General features: G+C 61.6%; 12 protein-coding genes. 9 read left to right on the forward strand and 3 right to left on the reverse strand.

The features are described from left to right. Window positions 1-84: 84 nt before the first annotated feature. Together DN745_RS07985 and rdgC are read right to left on the reverse strand one after the other, a co-directional pair. Complete coding sequence (locus DN745_RS07985; protein WP_111333648.1) at window positions 85-717, reverse strand: hypothetical protein; 633 nt, start codon at window positions 715-717, stop codon at window positions 85-87. 82 nt (window positions 718-799) lie between these two features. Beyond that, complete coding sequence (rdgC, locus tag DN745_RS07990) at window positions 800-1,426, reverse strand: recombination-associated protein RdgC (RefSeq protein WP_111333650.1); 627 nt, start codon at window positions 1,424-1,426, stop codon at window positions 800-802. Window positions 1,427-1,800: 374 nt separating this feature from the next. On the opposite strand from rdgC, the gene mtsC reads away from it, so the two are divergent. The 6 genes from mtsC to DN745_RS08020 all read left to right on the forward strand — a co-directional run bounded on the left by mtsC (window position 1,801) and on the right by DN745_RS08020 (window position 11,703). Further along, a complete protein-coding gene (gene mtsC, locus DN745_RS20220; protein WP_204355115.1) occupies window positions 1,801-3,150 on the forward strand; it encodes a cell-cell cohesion MYXO-CTERM protein MtsC in 1,350 nt (449 codons plus the stop codon). 225 nt (window positions 3,151-3,375) lie between these two features. Then, window positions 3,376-5,562, forward strand: a complete 2,187-nt coding sequence (locus DN745_RS08000) for a vWA domain-containing protein (RefSeq protein ID WP_162687538.1) — start codon at window positions 3,376-3,378, stop codon at window positions 5,560-5,562. Next, on the forward strand, window positions 5,559-7,625 hold the full coding sequence (locus tag DN745_RS08005; protein WP_111333656.1) for a hypothetical protein: 2,067 nt from the start codon (window positions 5,559-5,561) through the stop codon (window positions 7,623-7,625). Before DN745_RS08000 ends, DN745_RS08005 begins: the two co-directional genes overlap by 4 nt. A gap of 28 nt (window positions 7,626-7,653) precedes the next feature. Further along, window positions 7,654-9,720, forward strand: coding sequence for a hypothetical protein (locus DN745_RS08010; RefSeq protein ID WP_133621979.1), 2,067 nt, complete (start codon window positions 7,654-7,656; stop codon window positions 9,718-9,720). Window positions 9,721-9,730: 10 nt separating this feature from the next. Next, window positions 9,731-11,146, forward strand: a complete 1,416-nt coding sequence (locus DN745_RS08015) for a hypothetical protein (RefSeq protein ID WP_111333660.1) — start codon at window positions 9,731-9,733, stop codon at window positions 11,144-11,146. Further along, on the forward strand, window positions 11,143-11,703 hold the full coding sequence (locus tag DN745_RS08020) for a hypothetical protein (protein ID WP_111333662.1): 561 nt from the start codon (window positions 11,143-11,145) through the stop codon (window positions 11,701-11,703). The genes DN745_RS08015 and DN745_RS08020 overlap by 4 nt, the downstream gene beginning before the upstream one ends. A gap of 25 nt (window positions 11,704-11,728) precedes the next feature. On the opposite strand, the gene DN745_RS08025 is transcribed toward DN745_RS08020, so the two are convergent. Continuing rightward, on the reverse strand, window positions 11,729-12,220 hold the full coding sequence (locus DN745_RS08025) for a hypothetical protein (RefSeq protein ID WP_111333664.1): 492 nt from the start codon (window positions 12,218-12,220) through the stop codon (window positions 11,729-11,731). 292 nt (window positions 12,221-12,512) lie between these two features. Here DN745_RS08025 and DN745_RS08030 point away from each other — a divergent pair, with 292 nt between their 5' ends. From DN745_RS08030 to DN745_RS08040, 3 genes are read left to right on the forward strand one after another with little or no spacing between them, the layout of a single operon-like run. Further along, a complete protein-coding gene (locus tag DN745_RS08030; RefSeq protein WP_133621980.1) occupies window positions 12,513-13,157 on the forward strand; it encodes a porin family protein in 645 nt (214 codons plus the stop codon). After that, window positions 13,147-14,589 (forward strand): hypothetical protein, encoded by a 1,443-nt coding sequence (locus tag DN745_RS08035; protein WP_133621981.1) that lies wholly within the window; start codon window positions 13,147-13,149, stop codon window positions 14,587-14,589. The genes DN745_RS08030 and DN745_RS08035 overlap by 11 nt, the downstream gene beginning before the upstream one ends. Then, entirely contained in the window at window positions 14,577-17,897 is a 3,321-nt protein-coding gene (locus tag DN745_RS08040; RefSeq protein ID WP_111333670.1) for a tetratricopeptide repeat protein, read from the forward strand. Before DN745_RS08035 ends, DN745_RS08040 begins: the two co-directional genes overlap by 13 nt. The last annotated feature ends 10 nt before the right edge of the window (window positions 17,898-17,907 follow it).

Below are 17,907 nucleotides of genomic sequence, written 5' to 3' on the forward strand. Positions count from 1 at the left end.
GATAAAACAAAAAAGGCGCCGAAGGCCGGGATACTCCCGGGACCTTCGGCGCCTTTTTTGGTGCTGATATGCTGCGTCTACTGCTTACTCAGCCGGCGCAGCTTCTGCAGGTTCGGCGGCCGGCTTGCTCGCCGCGCCTGCTTTGGCGCTGATGAGCGGGGCCTTGAGCGAGTCGGCGTCGGGATAGCTCGTCGGCGTCATCAGCTCGTCGCTCTTAATCCAGGCCTGCATCGCCGGCAGCATCACTTCCTGCCAGGCGGTGGAGAGGCGGATCTCGAGGAACTCGCGGTACAGCGCGTCGAGGATCTCTTCGAGCTCGTCGAGCAGGTACATGCGCTCGTAGAATTGCTCGTTCTCTTCTTTGCTCAGCAGCGACGGGATCTTCACGCCGCTTAAGCCCAGGGTCTCGGCCTTGACGCGGAAGGCCCACTCACGACCTTCTTTGATGACGCATAATTTGGCCGACTGCACGCGTTTGCCCTCGCGCAAGGCTGTCTTGGCCTCCGGCGAGAAGGCCGGAGCGCCGCCGCGAAACGAGTTGCGCTCGGTCTCGGCCATATACGCTTCGAGCGTCAGCTGGTCGTCGAAAGACAGCTCGACGCGGTCGCCGCTCTGCATGTCGAAGACCCCGTCAAAGCACTCCGCCTTGAACCAGAGCCACATCAGAAGCTCGCTGCCCAGAAAGGAGCGACTATTAATAAGATCGATTAAATCCATGAGATATATCCGTAAAGGTGCGAGAAAATTTTGGGTGCAAAAGACGCATTATTTCGGCAAAGGGCAAAGCCCCGCGCGCCCCTTATGAAAGCTCCACGCCGACGAAGTTGCTCGGCTCGACCATCTTAAGCGCTTCGATATCTTCCTCGGCCAGCCCCGCCTCGACCGCGTTGATATACGGATTCGCCGGCAGGATTTGCAGGCCGAAGGTGTCTTCAAAGAATCCCTGGAAGAGCTCACAGGTCTTATTGGAGTGACTCCAAAAACGCACCCGACCGCTGCGCATATCCCAACTCATATCGGTGATGCGCATGCGCGGATATTGCTTCTCTTTGAGCCGACGCTTCACCATCTCTTTGATGTCGTCTTTCTCAAATTTCGACAGCTTGCGCTTCTTATTCTCGAGCATATATTCGCGCACAGCTTCCTCAAAATGCGCGTTGAGCAAGCCGGAGGGCACCGCGTAGCGGTCCTGGCGCAGGCTCAGGTTGATGAAGTGGTCAAAGAGCATCGCGTGCAGGTCAATCTGGCTCTGCAGCGGGCGGTCGACCACGACCCAACCGATCGACTCGTCCTCATCGTCGTCGGGCTCAAGCGGGCCAAAGGCGTGCTGCTCAACCGCGTGAACAAAACGCTCTTGCCAGTCCTCGGGAATCTCACCTTGAACATAAAAAACTTTATAAGAAAGGGTTCCTGAAATCGCGCCCATGGGGTCTCCTTTTGTCGGTATATAAAAGGCCAAAATCGCCTAGTCGTCTAACACGGCATGGTTAGCATCTTTGATCGTGCTTGTCAGGTTTTTAGTGCAATGGTGCCCACAAGGCATATATTTCGAAAATATTTTCAGGCGACGATCACCGCGCATTTTCCAACGCGATCTGGGCATTCAGGCCCCCAAAGGCCCGAAATTTATAGCCGCGCAGCCCCAATACACTTGTGGGTGCAGAGGCCAGTTGATACTTTGTGAACAGATAGAACAGATGTTGAATGCCGGGCGATAAGTCTTGACCTGAATCAAAATGACCTGCGTTCCCGTGTCACGGGCAGCGCGAAAGCATTGACCATTAAATGATCGGAGCGAATATGAAGCGCAGGACAACTTTTGCTATCTCGTTATTATTCACATTATCAGCGGGCTTCGGCTCGGTCGCGTTCGCCCAGGACGGCAGCGATGCGCCGCCTTATGAGTGCGATAATAACTTCGGCGACTGCGGCACGCCCGAGCAAAGCGGCGGCGGTGGCGGCGGCGGTGGCGGCAGCATCCTGGTCGCCAACACCGACCTCGGCGACACCTACCAATTCGCCGATGATTATGATGACGACGGCATCGAAGATAATAGTGATAACTGCCCGCACGACAGTAACGTCGACCAGGCAGACGGCGACGGCGACGGCATCGGCGACGCCTGCGACAATTGCTTAGACGTCGCCAACCCGGACCAATCCGATATCGACGGTGACGGAAAGGGCGACGCCTGCGATGACGACATGGACGGCGACGGCGTCAGCAATGGCGAAGACAATTGCCCGATGGTCCCCAACCCCGACCAGGCCGACACCGACGGCGACGGTGTCGGTGATGCGTGTGACCCGGATATCGACGGCGATGGCCTGCCGAACCTGACCGATCCCTGCCCGATGATCGCCAACCTCGACGAGCCCAACGCCGACCAGCAAAGCGAGTGCTTCCCCGACGCTGACGGCGACGGCATCGACGACTTCGAAGACAATTGCCCCCAACACGCCAATGAGAATCAGGAAGACCTCGACGGTGACGGCGTGGGCGATGCCTGTGACCCGGATATCGACGGCGACGGCCTGCAAAACCACTCCGATAACTGCCCCTCGGTGGTGAACCCGGACCAGGCCGACGCGGACAGAGACGGTGTCGGCGACGCGTGTGACCCCGACTTCTGCTACGTGGTGATGGGCGACGAAGACAGTTGCCTGGATCCGGTCGCGGCCTTCCAGGTTTACGGCGTCTCCCCCGTGGTCTCCACGGGCGAATCGGTGCGACTGCGACTCTTCGCAAACCGCAAAAACCAGGCGATGCGCTACACCTGGCAGGTCATTGACGGCCCGCAGGGCTCCAGCGCGACAGTCGAGGATGCACACGGCTCGGTGACCGTTTCGACCCCGTTTGAATATCGCTATATGAAGGATATGGAGCCGCGATTTGTGGCCGACCTTCCCGGTGAGTATCGCATTCGCGTGGTCGCCGAGACGATCTTCGAGGATAGCGAATCCGGCGTGATTAACGAAACGGCCCAATACGAACTCAGCGTCACCGCCAATGGCGACCCGGTCACCCCGACGTCGGGCTCGAAGGGTTCGGGCTGCGGCGCATCGACCACCGGCCACGGCATCCCGCAGGGCGCGGCTGGGCTGCTCTTCTTCTTGGGCGGTGCGTTCTTCCTGCGCCGACGCAACTAAGCTCGAGGTCACTCTCTTGTGGGTGTAATGATCGGTATCAAATGCGCTGATAGCTAAAAAAGGGTGGTCGATCCGGGGTCCTTCCCGGCTCGGCCACCCTTTTTCTTAGGAACGCCCCAACTTCCCCTTACCCTCGCCATTTATCAATGTCATACTGCAAGACATATCAGCTCGATGAAAACATCACGACGCCGGGAGTAGTAGAGGATGAATAAGGCGGATTATATGACGCCGTGGACACGCTTGGCAGTCCTGGCTGCCGTCGGCTGCATCACTGCGCTCGCCGGGTGCACCGAGGCCCGACTGCAGAAGCAGGCGCCTCAGGTGCTCGCCTCCCTCGATGATAACCTGCGCGTCAAAGGGCGCTTCTGCACCGAGCGAAGCGGCGAGGTGACCTTTCCAGTTAAGGTGCTCTACCTCATCGACCAGTCGGCCTCCCTGCAGTGCACCGACAGCGGGCAGAACCGCTTCGCTGCCCTGCGGAAATCGGTCAACACGCTGCGGGCAAACCCAAATACCGAATTCGCCTTTATCGGGTTCTCCTCCTGGTCACGCCAGGTTGAGTTCACCCGCAATCGCGACGACGTCGCCGAATTCCTCGACCCCAACCAGGGCCTGGGACCTGCCACCGATTACCAGGGCGCGCTGGCCACGGCGATTCGCGTGCTCGAGAGCGATATGCTCGACGTCGGCCCGGCCGAGCGCGCGCGCACTCGCTACCAGGTCGTCTTTGTCAGCGACGGCGTCCCCGAGCCGCGCTGCAACGCCGGCTGCGAAGATGACCGCACGACCTGCAGTGACGGCATCGACAACGACGGCGACGGCCTCATCGACTCCCAAGACCCAGACTGCGCAAATATCGAGGATAACTCCCTGCATCCCGACAATCTCTACGGTGTGTGCAACACCACCGAAGAGGTCCCCGACGACGTCTACGTCGATATGACCGGGCGCTGCCCCGCGTATAATCAACCGGGGCAAATCCGCCGGCGCATCGAGGAGTTGCTTAGCCTCAAGGAGACCTATTCGGTCGGTGGGCTCGTGATGAACACCGTCCTGCTTTTTTCGCCCCAGGAAGTCGTCAACCAGGTCTGCCCGGACGCGTCTGCTTCCTTCGGCTACGAGAAGACCCAGGCCGAGTCCCTGCTGCGCGAGATGGCCATGCAAGGGGAGGGGACCTTTCGCGACGTAAACCTGAATCGGGAGAACGACGACTTTTTGCAATTCGACATCACCTCGCTTAAGGCCGAGCAGACGCTCACCTCAATGATGGCCACCAATACCAACGCGCGCCGCGACGCCGCCGCGCTCGAGGTCGACACCGACGGCGACGGGCTCTCCGACCGCCTGGAGCGCGAGCTCAACTCCGACCCGCACAAATGGGACACCGACGGCGATGGCTACGGCGATCTCTTCGAGTATATCCACCGCGCCGAGGGCTTTTCGCTCACCGACGCCAACCGCCCGGCCATCGCCTGCGATGATGACGAAGACCGCGACGGCGACGGGCTCAACGGCTGCGAAGAAGCGTTCTTGGGCACCAGCACATTGCTGCCCGATACCGACGGCGATGGCATCTGGGATTGGTATGAGATGCTCAACGGCACCGACCCGCTGATCGCCGACGCCCACGGCGACCTCGACTTCGACGGCGTCACCAACGCCGACGAAATCTACGGCGGCACGTCACCCAACTTCGCCGACCCGGAAGTCTACCGCGACCAGCATATCATCTACGGCCTCGAAGACCGCGGCCTGATGCAGGTCGACCGCGCCGACTCCACCCCCGAAGACCCGCGCTCCGACGAGCGCCATTGCTATGATTACGATATCCGCCGCATCCCGCTGGTCGTCACGCCGGTGCCGCGCCAACGCGGGCGAAACCGGGTGCTGATCTACACCGACGAGCGCCCGGCGCGCGTCGGCGGGGCCACCGGCGAGACCCGGGTGGCGTGCTTCGAGGCATTTTACGATGGCGCGAATCTCAAAAGTCCGCAATCCGGCGTCATCGACACCTCCGTCGAAGCCCTCGAGGGCGTGCGCGAGCGACTCGCTACAGCCTTTGAGGGGCTCGAGTCCTGCGCCTATTTCGACCCCGAGGCGCCGCTGACCCGCGACGCCATCACCGAGGTGGTCGAGACCTGCATGCCGCCGAAGATCGCGCTTCAAACACGGCTCTACCCGCAGGAAGAGCTCATCACGCTGATTGAGTCGACGGTGCAGGGCGACCTGACCCCGAAGATCCCGCATCACCCGCACGCGCTATTCGTGCCGATTCAGAATTTCAGACCCGACCGCGATTGCCATCGCCCCTGGGAATTTGACCTGCTCGAGGACTTTATCGACAAGATTGAGAGCGCCTGCCAGACCTGCCCGGGTATCGACGCCGCCGCATCGGAGGAGTCCCAATGATGCGCGGAATCGCCCCAATTTATCTTCTCTTTATCGGCCTATTTCTCGTCACCGGCTGCACCAACGCGAAGCTGGAGAAGTTGCCCGCCAAGGCGGCGCTGCAACGCGACGATAAGTTGGCCATCTCCGGCGAAATCTGCACGCTGGACCCGGAGACGCTGACCTTTCCGCTGCGCGTAATTTTCGTGGTCGACAGCTCGGTCTCCATGGAGATCACCGACCCGCCGGACCCTATCACCGGCGAAACCGGCCGCGAGCGCGCGGTGCGCGAGACCTGGACCCGCTTGCTCGACCAGGGCGCGGCCGGCGCGCGCTTTAGCGTGATCCGATTCTCCTCGCAGGCCCAGCCCCTCACCGGCACTGACCTCAACGGCGACGGGGCGGTCGACACCTATTTTAGCGCCGACCGCGCGCGCCTAAGCCAGGCCACCCAGGCCCTCGGCGTCACCGACCGAACCACCAACTATATCAACGCCTTAGGCGAGGCCTATTACGAGATCCGCACCGAGCTGGTCCAGGCAGAGCAGGAGAGCCTGCCGCTGAGCAATTACCAGGTGATCTTCTTGTCCGACGGCCTGCCGGACGTCGACTCCACCGAGGACCGCGGCAACTCCAACGAGAATATCCTGGAGGCGGTCGAGGCGCTTCGCGAGTTGACCGAGACCTTTAAGGTCGGAAAATTCGGCTTTCACACCGCCTACCTCGCCTCACAAAACGCGACCTTTAATGAGCAAGCCACCTCGCTTTTGCAGGGCATGGCCGACGTCGGCGGCGGGAATTTCCGCAGCTTCCCCAACGGCGAGCAGCTCAACTTTCTCTTCGTCGACTTTACGGTGTTGAAGCGCATCTTCACGCTGCGCGCGCTCATCGGCACCAACCAGAACGCGGTGCTCAGCGTCGCTCAGATCCCTGAGTGGGCCAAGAAACCGGAGCCTGTCGAAGAAGAGCCGACGCCAGACGCAGGCGACGGCGATATCACCGAGGATGACGCAGGCGCGGACGTCTCTGAAGAATCGGACGCCGATGGTGACGCCGGCGCAGACAGCGATGTCGAAGAAGTCGTCGTGCCGACCCTTCATCCCTACAGCTTTAGCGACATCAACGGCGACGGCTATCCGGGGTGCGGCGAGCCGCTGTCGGACACCGACGGCGACGGCCTCTCCGATATGGCAGAACTCGCCCTGGGCAGCGACCCACTGGTGCCCGACACCGATGACGACGGCCTGAGTGACTTTTTGGAGTGGAGCTACCGCGAGTCGGGCTTCGACCTGCTCGACCCGTCAGACGCGCGCTGCTACGTGCCCGAAGTCTGCGAAAACCCCGACGAAAACGGCGTCTGTGAATGCCTCTTTGATGCCAATAGTGATGGCATTTGCGATTGCGTGGACGACCCGAACCTGACCTGTGTCGATGACATCGGAAGCGACTGCGTTGATCTTGACGCCGACGGCTTTTGCGATTGTCCCGACCTCAATAATGACGGGCGCTGCGACTATGAAGACAGCGACAACGACGGGCTCAACGACTGCGAAGAGGTCTTTTACGGCAGCGCGCAAAACGGCGTGGACTCCGACGCCGACGGCTTGCCCGACCGCATCGAGGTTCGCTTCGGCACCAGCCCGGTCGAGAACGACCTCAACGGCGACCTCGACGCCGACAGCACGTCCAATGGCATCGAGGTCCTGAGCAATACCGACCCGCTCTGCGACGACTCCGAGACCCGCTCACGCGGCGCCTACCAATACGAGCTTAACAAGACCGGCATCGACGCCGGGCGCACCTGCTATACGTTTAAAGTCGAGAATATCACGCTCTTACCGACGCTCGAGAACCCCGCGGCGACCTATCCCGGAAACGGCTGGAATCGCATCCTGGTCTATGCCGGCGGCGTCGCGTTTGACTCGCCAAACTCTTTTGCCCGCTACCGGGTGGCGTGTGTGATGGCGAATTATTATCCCGATGGAAATTATCGAAATCCGCCCAGCGGACGCGTTCAATTAGATGAGTCGGATTTTGTGGAGGTCGCAGATTTTAACGCTGACGAAGATTGTAAATGGCCCTGAGCTTCGGTCGCTTTTAGCCGGACTCTTAGTGGCATCGATGGCGAGCGTGGGGTGCAGCGGAGACGAAGGCGAGGGCGATCTTGTCATCGACGCCGGGATTCTGAGTTGCCAACGCGACGAGCATTCCAAGCCCGAGGCAGCGGTGCCCCTGGGCGTTGGCACGCCCGAGAGCGGCTATATCTGCCCGGAAGGCGATCGCGATTGGTATACGCTCGAGATCCCCGCCGATAAGACCGTCCTCGAGGTCTCCCTGGCGATGGATATCCCGCTGAGCCCGGTCGAGATCAACTATACGGTGTGGACTATAAACGAGGCTGGCAAGCCCGGCTCGGTGGCGGCCGCGCCGCCCTTTACCAGCGTCGGCTCCGAGCTTCAGAATATCCACTGCCTCGACCCGGGCAGCTATCTGCTCCAGATCAACGACGCCGCCGACGACTCCTCGGACCTTCGAAACCCCTACGCGGTCACGGTCAATACCCGCGCCGACCAGGACCAAAACGAGCCGAATAACGCCGAGGAATCCGCCACCGCGCTCAGCTCAGGGCAAACCGTCACGGGCTATATCACCTGTCCGGGCGACCACGACCAATTCAAATTGGAGGTCCCCGCCGGCAACCTGCTCAAGATTCATTTTGAGACCGAGATCAGCGACTACGAGCCGATGGTCACGCTTCGCGACAGCGAAGGGCGCGTCCTCGCCATTGAGTTGAACCGCTCCGGGCGCGTGCAGGCCACGACCTTTGACCGCTATATCACCTTGCCCGACGGTGGCACCTATTATGTGAGCGTGTCGGACGATGATGACTATGACGCCGACCCGGACACGCCCTATGCGTTGACGGTCGACTTCGTCACCGACACCGATCCCAACGAGCCGAATAACACCCCCGACACCGCTACCGAGCTCAGCAGCACCGCGTTGTCCTGCGCAAACGCCTGGTCCAGTTGGACCGAGATGACCGGCACCATCGGCGCCCCCGGGGATAACGATTGGTTCCGCGTTCCGCTGCAAAATTGCACTGGCGGCATCCTTGAGGCGCACGTCGAATTCGACACCTCCGGCATGTCCAACGCCGAAAAATGGGCGTTCAATTCGCAGGTGCAAGCGGCGGTCACGATGGTCTTCCCGGAGCCCAACTCGGCTTGCAACCAGGACTCCGATTGCGGCGCCTTGCAGCTTAGCTGCCAGGACTCGCTGGACTGCGCCGGCGTCTTCGAGCAATGCCTGCCGGAGGGGTTGTGCGCGGGCGCGTCGGTGTGTTTGCCCAGCGGATTCTGCGGGGCGAACCGCGCCCAGCGCCGCTACGAGTGCAACCCGCGCTTCCCGGAGTGCCGCGCCGCCACCCAGCCGCTCCCGCCGGCGAACCTGGCGAGCTTCGCGGCGCCGCTGCCGGCCGTGTCAGAGGTCTTCTTGCGCGTCAGTGATTATCAATCCGACGGCGCAGCCCCGGACACCACATACCGACTGCGCGTGCGCACCCGCCAGGACCCGGACCCCCACGAGCCGTCAAACCTCTTCACCAATCAGCTCAACCTGAACACCGCGACCGGGCGAAACCGGGAGCTCGCGGCCTCAGTGCCCGTCTACGACTGCACCGGCGCCAACCCGTCCTGCTGCAGCAACCAACCCTGGACCACCGGCATGATCGCCTACGAGAACGACCTGGACTGGTACGGCTACGAGCACCCATGCCCGGGCGAGGATTGTCTGCTGAAATTCCATTACCGCGTCGACGCCGGCCCGGTCGACACCGTCATGAATGTGTACACCGGCTCCAACCCTTGGATCACGGTGCTCCCAAACGAGCAATCGGTCACGCATCCAGCCATCAGCGGCTCAATCGGCGGCACCGCCACCAGCGACCGCTGCCTCTATTCCTTCCAGGGCCACGACGGGCCAGACGCCCAAACGCCCTATCAATACGGCGTGCTGGTGCGCGATCTGCGCGAGCTGTACTCCGACGAGCTCACGCCAACCCCGGAGTCGCGCGATTGGGCGCCCGAACAAAGTTATTCATTCTGCATCGAGAAGGTTTTTAATGGCTGTCAGGCGCCCTGCGCGGTGGCCTCCAATGGCGAATGCACAACTCCCTAAGGTTCTTTTTATGCGACGTTTCTCCCTGGCACTCGCCCTCTGCGGCGGACTTTGTCTGAGCGGCTGCTCCGATGACCCCAACGCCACCCCGACCCCCGACGCCGGGGTGGACGCCGGCGACAAACCCGACACGTCCACACCCACGCCGACCTGGGTCGACTATGCCATCGGCTCCGGCGAGGTTGGCATCACGCCGCGCCTGGCCGTCTCGCCGAGCGGCGAGGTGGGCGTCGCATATTATGCCAGCAACCCCTTTGAGGGCGAGCTCTGCGAGACAGTGGGCTCGGGCGATCCGCCGGTCGAGCTCTTCTGGACGCTCTATTATAGCCACGCCGGGCTGAGCGCCGCCGACGCATCCGACTGGCAGCGCGAGGAAGTCGCCGACATTTTGAGCATCGCCGAGCCCAACGGCCTGGCCTTCGCGTTTAGCCCAGACTCCACCGCCCATATCAGCTCCATCTCGGGCGAAGCCCTGGAAATGCCGTCTTATTGCGGCGCCAATGATGTGGGCCTTTTTCGCCGAAACGCCGCCCAGGATTGGGCGCTCGAGACCGCGGTGGCCACCAGCGGCGAGGCTGCCACCGGTGAGCCCGCCAGTGATTATGGCGAAGTCGTCGGCTATTGGCCGGCGCTGGCCTTCGACTCAAATGGCGCCCCGTTTATCGCGTACAAAGATGTCCACGCCGGCGGGCTGCAGGGCGACGACCGAAAGCGCGCCGACCTTGAGTTGGCGCATCGAAACGGCGCATGGAGCGCGCGCGCGGTCGATATAGGGCAGGGCGCTGGCGACTATAATTCCATCGCCGTCGACGCCCAGGACCGCCCGATCATCGCCTATTATAACCCGGTGGAGTCCGCCGACTCGGGCGAGTCGAAGCTTGGTATCTGGGTCACGCGCCCCGACGCCAACGATGAATTCGAAAAGGTGCGCCTCTTCAACCAGGCGACATCCCGCGGGCTCAGCCTGCGGATTCACCCCGACGACGACCTCGCCCGGGTGATCTTTTATAATTCCCGCGAGGGCTACCCCCAACTCTTCACCCAGGTCAGCGAGACCGAATTCGGCTCGCTTAGCAACGGCTGGGAGAAGCGCGACATCGGCGACGCGCGCTTCGACGAGGGCTACGACCTCAGCCTGGCCATTAACCCGCGCGGCAACCTCGCCGCGGCCTATTATCGCTGCGCCAAAGTCGTCGCCGGATTGGGCAATTGCGCCTCGGCCGACGACGCGCTCATCTTCGCCTACGAGGACGCCGGCGAGTGGACCCAGGAGATCGTCGATGAGGGCGCCGAGGGCTTGTGCGGGCGAAACCCGAGCCTTGCCTTTGACGCCGACGGTCAGGCGCATATCGCCTACGAATGCGAAGAGCTCGTCGACGGCAAGCTCCAAACCCAGCTCAAATACGCCAGGCGAAAAGCGCTATGAATTTCAGATCTTTATTTGCATTTCTGAGCATCTGCCTCTGCGCCCTCGCGCTTAGCGCGTGCAGCGACGCGGGTGGCAGCCTGACGGGGAGCCTCGGCAATTATTATCGCCTGGACTTCGACCAGGCGCGCGCGCGCCTCTATAGCTCGGAATTGGCGCTGGAATATGTCGCAGAAGACGCCCAGGTGCCGGTGCGCATCTCGCTCAATCTTCCCGAAGGGGCCATCAAGACCGGCACCTATGACCTCGCCGAACAGGGCGATATCACCGGGCAGCGCGGCGACTCACGCATTCCGCGCTTTATCTCGGGCACCCTCGATATTCAAAAATTCAGCGCCAAAGAGGGCGCCGATATCGAAGCCACGTTCGAGGCGACCTTCCAAACCGGGCGCGATAAATCGACGCTCAGCGGCGATATCTCGACGCAGCTCGAAGTCATCGAGCAGGAGCGTGGCTACGCGTATGACGCGGGGGAAGAGGATGCCGGCGACGCCTCCGGCGACGCCGCATCCGACGACGCAGGGGAGGGCGCGGACGCGTTGGAGGATGCAAACTAACGTCAGCGTACCGGCGCGGGGCCGACTATTCCTCGACGGTCAGCGTCAATAAATACGACGCGCTCATATCGGAGAAGACCTCGACCAGGTGATCGCCGCGCCCCTTAAGCTCGAGTTCGTATTCCAGGATGCGGTCGTCTCCGGCCAACTTAAAGAGGTCCATATCTTTTTTATGAACCTCGTCGAAGTCATTGCACCCCGTAGAATAGGCGCTGATCTGCAACTCGCTGCCCGAAAAGAGCATATCGGTGAGCAAGAATCGAACGACCACCTTGGCGTCTTCGGTCTCGCTGCGCACCAGCGTTTTGAGTCCGCCGGGAAATTGGCCGGCGTAGTACATATCGTTTTGCATCACGCAGGCAGCGCGCGTGTCGCAGGCCGGAATCGCCGAGTTGCAGCGCTGCTCAAGCCGCTGGCCGACGAAGACACTCTGGTCATCACCACAGCCGCTGAGCCCCAGCGCCAGGGCAACGAGGACGCCGGCAATGGCATATTTTTTCGACGGTCGAAATCTCACGGAATTAGCACCTAATTTAAGTGGCCGAAACGCAACTGCAATCTCAGCAATTCAGGATGGGATAGGGAGCACCTAAAAACGATAGCATAGCTTTTTGTAAAGAAGAAAGATCCAATAAAATTAATGGCTTGGCCCTCAATAGATCCGCTGGTCAACCGAAGAAAGCTGCGATACACTTATGTCAGACTTAGTGAATTTTATTGATACGATACATCGTAAAAAGAAGTGTCGAAGCGCCTCTTTTTTAACGGGACCCCGGAGTCTTAGTTTGGTCGTGCGAAAGCAGTTATTGATGAGCCTAATCGTCACCCTATGTGCGGGCGCAGCGCTAATTATTGCGGCGCCATCCCAGGCACAGGCGGCGGATTCGACATCTTTTGAGCAAGGGGGGCAATCCTACTCCTCCCTGGTCGTTCAGGAGCGAATCTTTAACCCCGACCACGAATTTACCCTCTTCGCAGGGTTATTGCCGTTGGATGCGTTCACCAAGGGGATGACGCTGGGGGGCGCGTACACGCTGCATTTTAATGAGTTGAGCGCCTGGGAGGTGGTGAACGCGAGTTACTCGTTTCACTACGACACCAGCCTAAAGGCCGATCTCGAAGCCTTCGATGTCGGGCCAACGCCCTTTGAAGTGCTCAACTATTATGTCAGCAGCAACTTCGTCTTCAAGCCGGTGTATTGGAAGGGGTCTTTGCTGAACTCCGGGCTCATTCGCGGCGAGCTCTATCTGGTGCTCGGGGGCGCTTTCGGCGCGTATACCCGCAGCAATCGCGGCGGCGTCGACGCCGGCGGTGGCGTGCGTCTTTTCAGCAGCGAGCTGGTCTCGTTTCGTTTCGACATGCGCTATTTCATGTTCTTTAATGACACGATACTCGACGATTTTTCGTTCAAAGACGAACTCGCCATAAATCTTGGAGCATCGCTTGCGTTTTAACACACGTATTATCGCGGGGTGTTTGCTGATCGCGTGTGCCGGCTGGCCCTTGTCGGGCTGCGGGCTGAGCACGCTGAGCGACGACCCTGACACGCTCTACGCCTCGGCGCTGCGCGCCTCGATCAACGAGGAGCATACCGAGTCGGCCCGGGCCGCTTTTCATTATATGAAGAGCACCAACCCGGATAACCTTCGCTATGACCGCGCCGAGAAGCTCTTGGCGCAAAATGTCGAGGCGCTCGGCCTGCATTATGCGGCCTCGCTCTTCTACCTGGACATCGCCGAGAGCCGGCGAGATATCCGGCTGGTGGGCGACGCGGTCGGCGCGCTGGAGCGCATCTTAAGCCGCGACGGCTACGACCAGGTCACGCTGCGCGACGGTTTTTTGGCCCGCGCCGAGATCACCGGGCTTCCCCCCAACGAGCGCGCCTTCATCGCCTATCACCAGGGGCTCGACAGCCTGCGCAATAACCTGATGACCTGGGCCGAGCAGCGCTTCGCCGAGATCCCCGAGACTAGCCCGTACCGCCACCGCGCCGAGTACGCGCTCATCATCAAATCGCTGGCGTCCTACGAACTCACCGAGGTCAGCGAGCGCCTCGGCGCGCTCGCGGAAGCCAAGGATCTCCCCGAGGATCTTCGCACCGAGATTCATCGCACCCTCGGGCGCATCGCCTTTGAGCAGAAGCGCTACGAAGAGGCGCTTGAGGCCTACGAGCTCATCCGCCACACCGCCACCGACGACCCGAGCCTGCTGCTTGAGATGGCCTGGTCGAATTATTACCGCGGCAATTATCAGCGCGCCCTCGGCCTGCTGGTCGCCCTGGACGCGCCGGCCTACAGCGGCCTCATCGCCCCTGAGCGCTATCTTCTGGAGGCGCTCTCGCTTGAGCAACTCTGCCAATTTGAGCCCGCCCGTATCGCCGCGACCCGCCTTCGTGCCCGCCACGGCGAGGCCATCGACGACCTGCACGCTGGCACACCGCTGCGCCAATCCACCCCGATTCGCCTGGCCGCGCGCCACCGCGAAGCGGGCCGCGCGCCGGCCGAGTTTCGTCGGCATATGCGCCACGAGGCCGCAAAATTCGCCCAGATGCGCGACCAATTCGGCCCCCAACTCGCGCGCCATCTCGACCAAATTTACGCCCACGGCCTCAAAGAGGCCGAGCGTCGCGAAGATGAGCAGCTCTTCGGCCAGATGCGCGAGGTCTCCGAGGAATTGCTCACCGCCGAGGAGGGCGTGCGGCTGGTGCTCCACGAGTTGGCGGTGTCGGTCTTGCGCGGGCGCGAGCGAAACCAGGCGGACCCGCTTTACCGCAATATCGAGGTCCCCGTGGGTGGAGACACCGTATTTTATAAATTCGACGGCGAATTCTGGACCGACGAAATCGATAACTTAGTCGTGCCGCTGGAGGACCGATGCGTAGAATAGGGCACGGTATATGGAAGCTGCGCGCGCAGGCTGCGCGCGCCACGTTGATCTTCTCTTTGCTCGTCACCGGCGTCGCCTGCGCGACCACCGGCGAGCTCGATGAGCCGCGCGATCCGCCGCGCATCGAAAAGTTACGCCTGCAGATTACGAAGGTGCGAAACGCGGTCGACACGACGCGCCACGCCGTGGCGCGGGCGCGCGGCGCGGATTATTCGCCCGAGCTCTATGTGCGCCTGGCGGAGCTCTTAAGCGAAGAAGCCCGCTACCACTACCAGCTCGCCTACGAACGCGAGCAGGGCGCCAGCCGCTCGATGACCGTCCCGCAGGTGCGCCTGCTCAAAGAAGACGCCATCGAGATCTACGAGCGCGTGCTGCGCGACTTCCCCGAGAGCCCGCTCGCCCCGCGGGTCCTCTTCAATATCGGCCAGGAGCAGCGCGAACTCGGTAACTTCGACGAGATGCAGTCGGCGATGCGCCGACTCGTCGAGAAATACCCCAAAAGCCCGCTTCGCTTCGACGCGCTCCTGGTCCTCGGCGACTATCATTTCGACAAGCAAAACTTCACCGAGGCCGAGAAATTTTACGCCCAGATCGTCGACGCGGAGTTGAACCGCCACGACGGCATCGCGCACTACAAACGCGCCTGGATTCGCATGAACCGGGGCGACTGCAAGTCCGCGCTCGTCGAGTTCGAGGGCGCCCTCGAGAACGCGAAGGCCTGGGACGAATTGGTCGCCAAGCGCGCCGCCGCCCAGCAAACCGCCCAGGGCATCAGCGAGCAGGTCGGCACCCAACAAGATATCGACGTGCGCCGCGAGTCACTGGTCGATATGGCCTATTGTTATAGCCGCGAGAAGCCGTTCAAGGGCGCCCTGGCGTACTTCCAGGACCACGCCTATAACCGCGCCACTTACCTGGCCGCGGTCAGCCGCCTCGCCGCGCGCTACCGCATGATGGGCAAATACGGCGAGGCCGCCGACACCTCGCGCGAGTTGCTCGCCCTGGGCGCGGCCAACGACCTGCACCTCGACGACGCACGCTCTTTTTATAGCGCGCTCAAACAGCAAAAATCCTACGACAATATCGGCCAGGACACGCGCCTCATCGCCAATATGGTCTTCGGCTATTATTCGCGCCCGACCATCGCCGCCGAAGAACGCGAGCGCCTGGTGGCCGAGTTCGAGACCTACACGCGCGACCTTTTAACCAGCGCCCAAGAGGTCCTGGGCAAAAACCCCGATCATAAGACGCGCTCCAAAAAAAAGATCGCCCAGGCCCAGAGCATCGCCGCCGGGTACGACGTCTATCTGGATGCATTCCCGGCGTCCGAGCACCGCGCCGAGATGCTGCTGAATATGGCGGAGGTGTTGAGCGACGCCCAACAACCCTTCGAGGCAGGGCGCCGCGCCAACGAGGCGGCCGCCTTGCTCGAAGACGCGACCACCAAGCAAAACGCGCTCTATGACGCGGTGGTCTACCTGCAGGAATCCCTGCGCACGACCCGCGACCCGAGCAAATATCGCCGAGTCACGGCGCGCGCCACGCTTCGCAACGTCGGCAGCCAATTGCTCGGCTTCGACATTGAGCCCGACAAGGCGCGGCGCGTGAAATTCGCCATCGCCCAGACATTTTACGACGAAGGGCAATATAACCAGGCCATCGACCGGCTCACCGCCGTGGCCTACGAATTCCCGCAGACCGAAGAGGCCGACGCCGCGGTTCACCTCACCCTCGACAGCTATAATACGCTCAACGATTTCGACGGGCTGATGTACGCGAGCCGGCGTTTCTTGGCGGAGGGAAGCCCCATCAGCGCCGGCGTAAAGGGCGAGGTTCAGGGCATCCTGGCGGCCGCCGAGCAGCGCAAGCTTGACGAACTCTCGCTTGAGGCCGCCGGCGAAGACGGTGGTGGGTTGGATCAGTTGATTCACTTCGCCGAGCAGAACCCGAGCACCGAAGTTGGTGAGCGCGCGTTGATCAACGCGTTTGTGGCCGCCCGCGCGGTGGGTGACACCGCGAAGGTCTACGAGATGGCGAATCAAATCGCCGAAAAATACCCGCAGAGCGAGCAGCTCCCGGGCATCTATAGTAGCCTCGCGCAGACCGCCAATACCCGCTTCGAGTTCAACCAGGCCATCGATTATCTCAAGCGCGCCGCGCAGGTGAACGAAGATCAGCGCACGCTGATTCTGACGGCCGCCGCCGAGTTAGAGGCCGAGCTTGGCAGGACCGCCAGCGCGCAGGGCACCTACGAGACCGCGGTGCGAAAATCCAAGGAAGAGGCGCGAGACATCGCGCTCTCCGGGCTCGCGATCTTGCTTGAGCGCAACAAATCAGCCTCCGAAATGGTGGCCGCGCTTCAGCCTTATAAATCTTCCTCGGAGCCCGAGTACCAGGCCCGCCTTGGCCTGGCCTACCTGGCCAGCGGCGACGCCGAGTCCGCCGAAACCGCGTTCAGCGAGGTGCTCGTCAACGAGGCGTCTGCCTCGCCCGGAGCGCTGGGGCGCGCCCACTATGGCATGGCTGAGTTGATGCGTCTGACCGTGGAGTCCTACCCCGCGCCGAGCGACCTCGACATGCTCCAGGAGTTGATCGCGCTTATCGACCTGACCCAGCAAAGTTATCTGCAGGCCGCCCGCCAGGGCAGCCCGACGATGACCGCTGTGTCGCTGAGCCGACTGGCGGTCGCCTCGGAGATGGCCGCCAAGAAGTTCCTCAACATCCGCCTGCCCGATAGCATCTCGGTGTCGGATAAAAAGGATATTCTCGACGCCATGAAGGCCCGCTCCGAAGCCCTGAATGACGCCGCTCAACAGGCCCTCGAGGCCTGCGGCGAGCAGGCTTATAGCTCCTATAATTTCTCGCGAGTCGTGCGACAATGCCTGCAAAACCAGAAATTGACGACCATCATGATCCCGATGGACCCGATCAAAGAAGATCGCAGCAACCCGGACGGCGGTTTTGAACAATTGCGCGGGGAGTTGGCCAAAAACCCCGAGGATCTCGAGCGCCTGGCGACCCTGGGTAAGCATTTCTTCGAGAAGCAAAACTATCACGCGGCGCGGCTGGTCTATAAGAAGGCCGTCGACGCAGGTGGCGGTTCGGCAGTCCTCAATGAGTTGGGGCGCGCCAACGAGGCCGTGGGCGATCTGGGAGGCGCGCTTAACGCCTACGCGCTCGCCGCAGAAGCCGGCTTCGAGCCGGCCCGCAAGAACCTGAAGAAGGTTCTAAACACCTATAGCCTCGGCAAGGTGGCGGATAAATTTGAAGCGCGTCTGGACGGCTCAACCGAATCGGAGGACCCATGATGAAACGGAT

This window comes from Bradymonas sediminis, assembly GCF_003258315.1.
GTDB lineage: Bacteria > Myxococcota_A > Bradymonadia > Bradymonadales > Bradymonadaceae > Bradymonas > Bradymonas sediminis.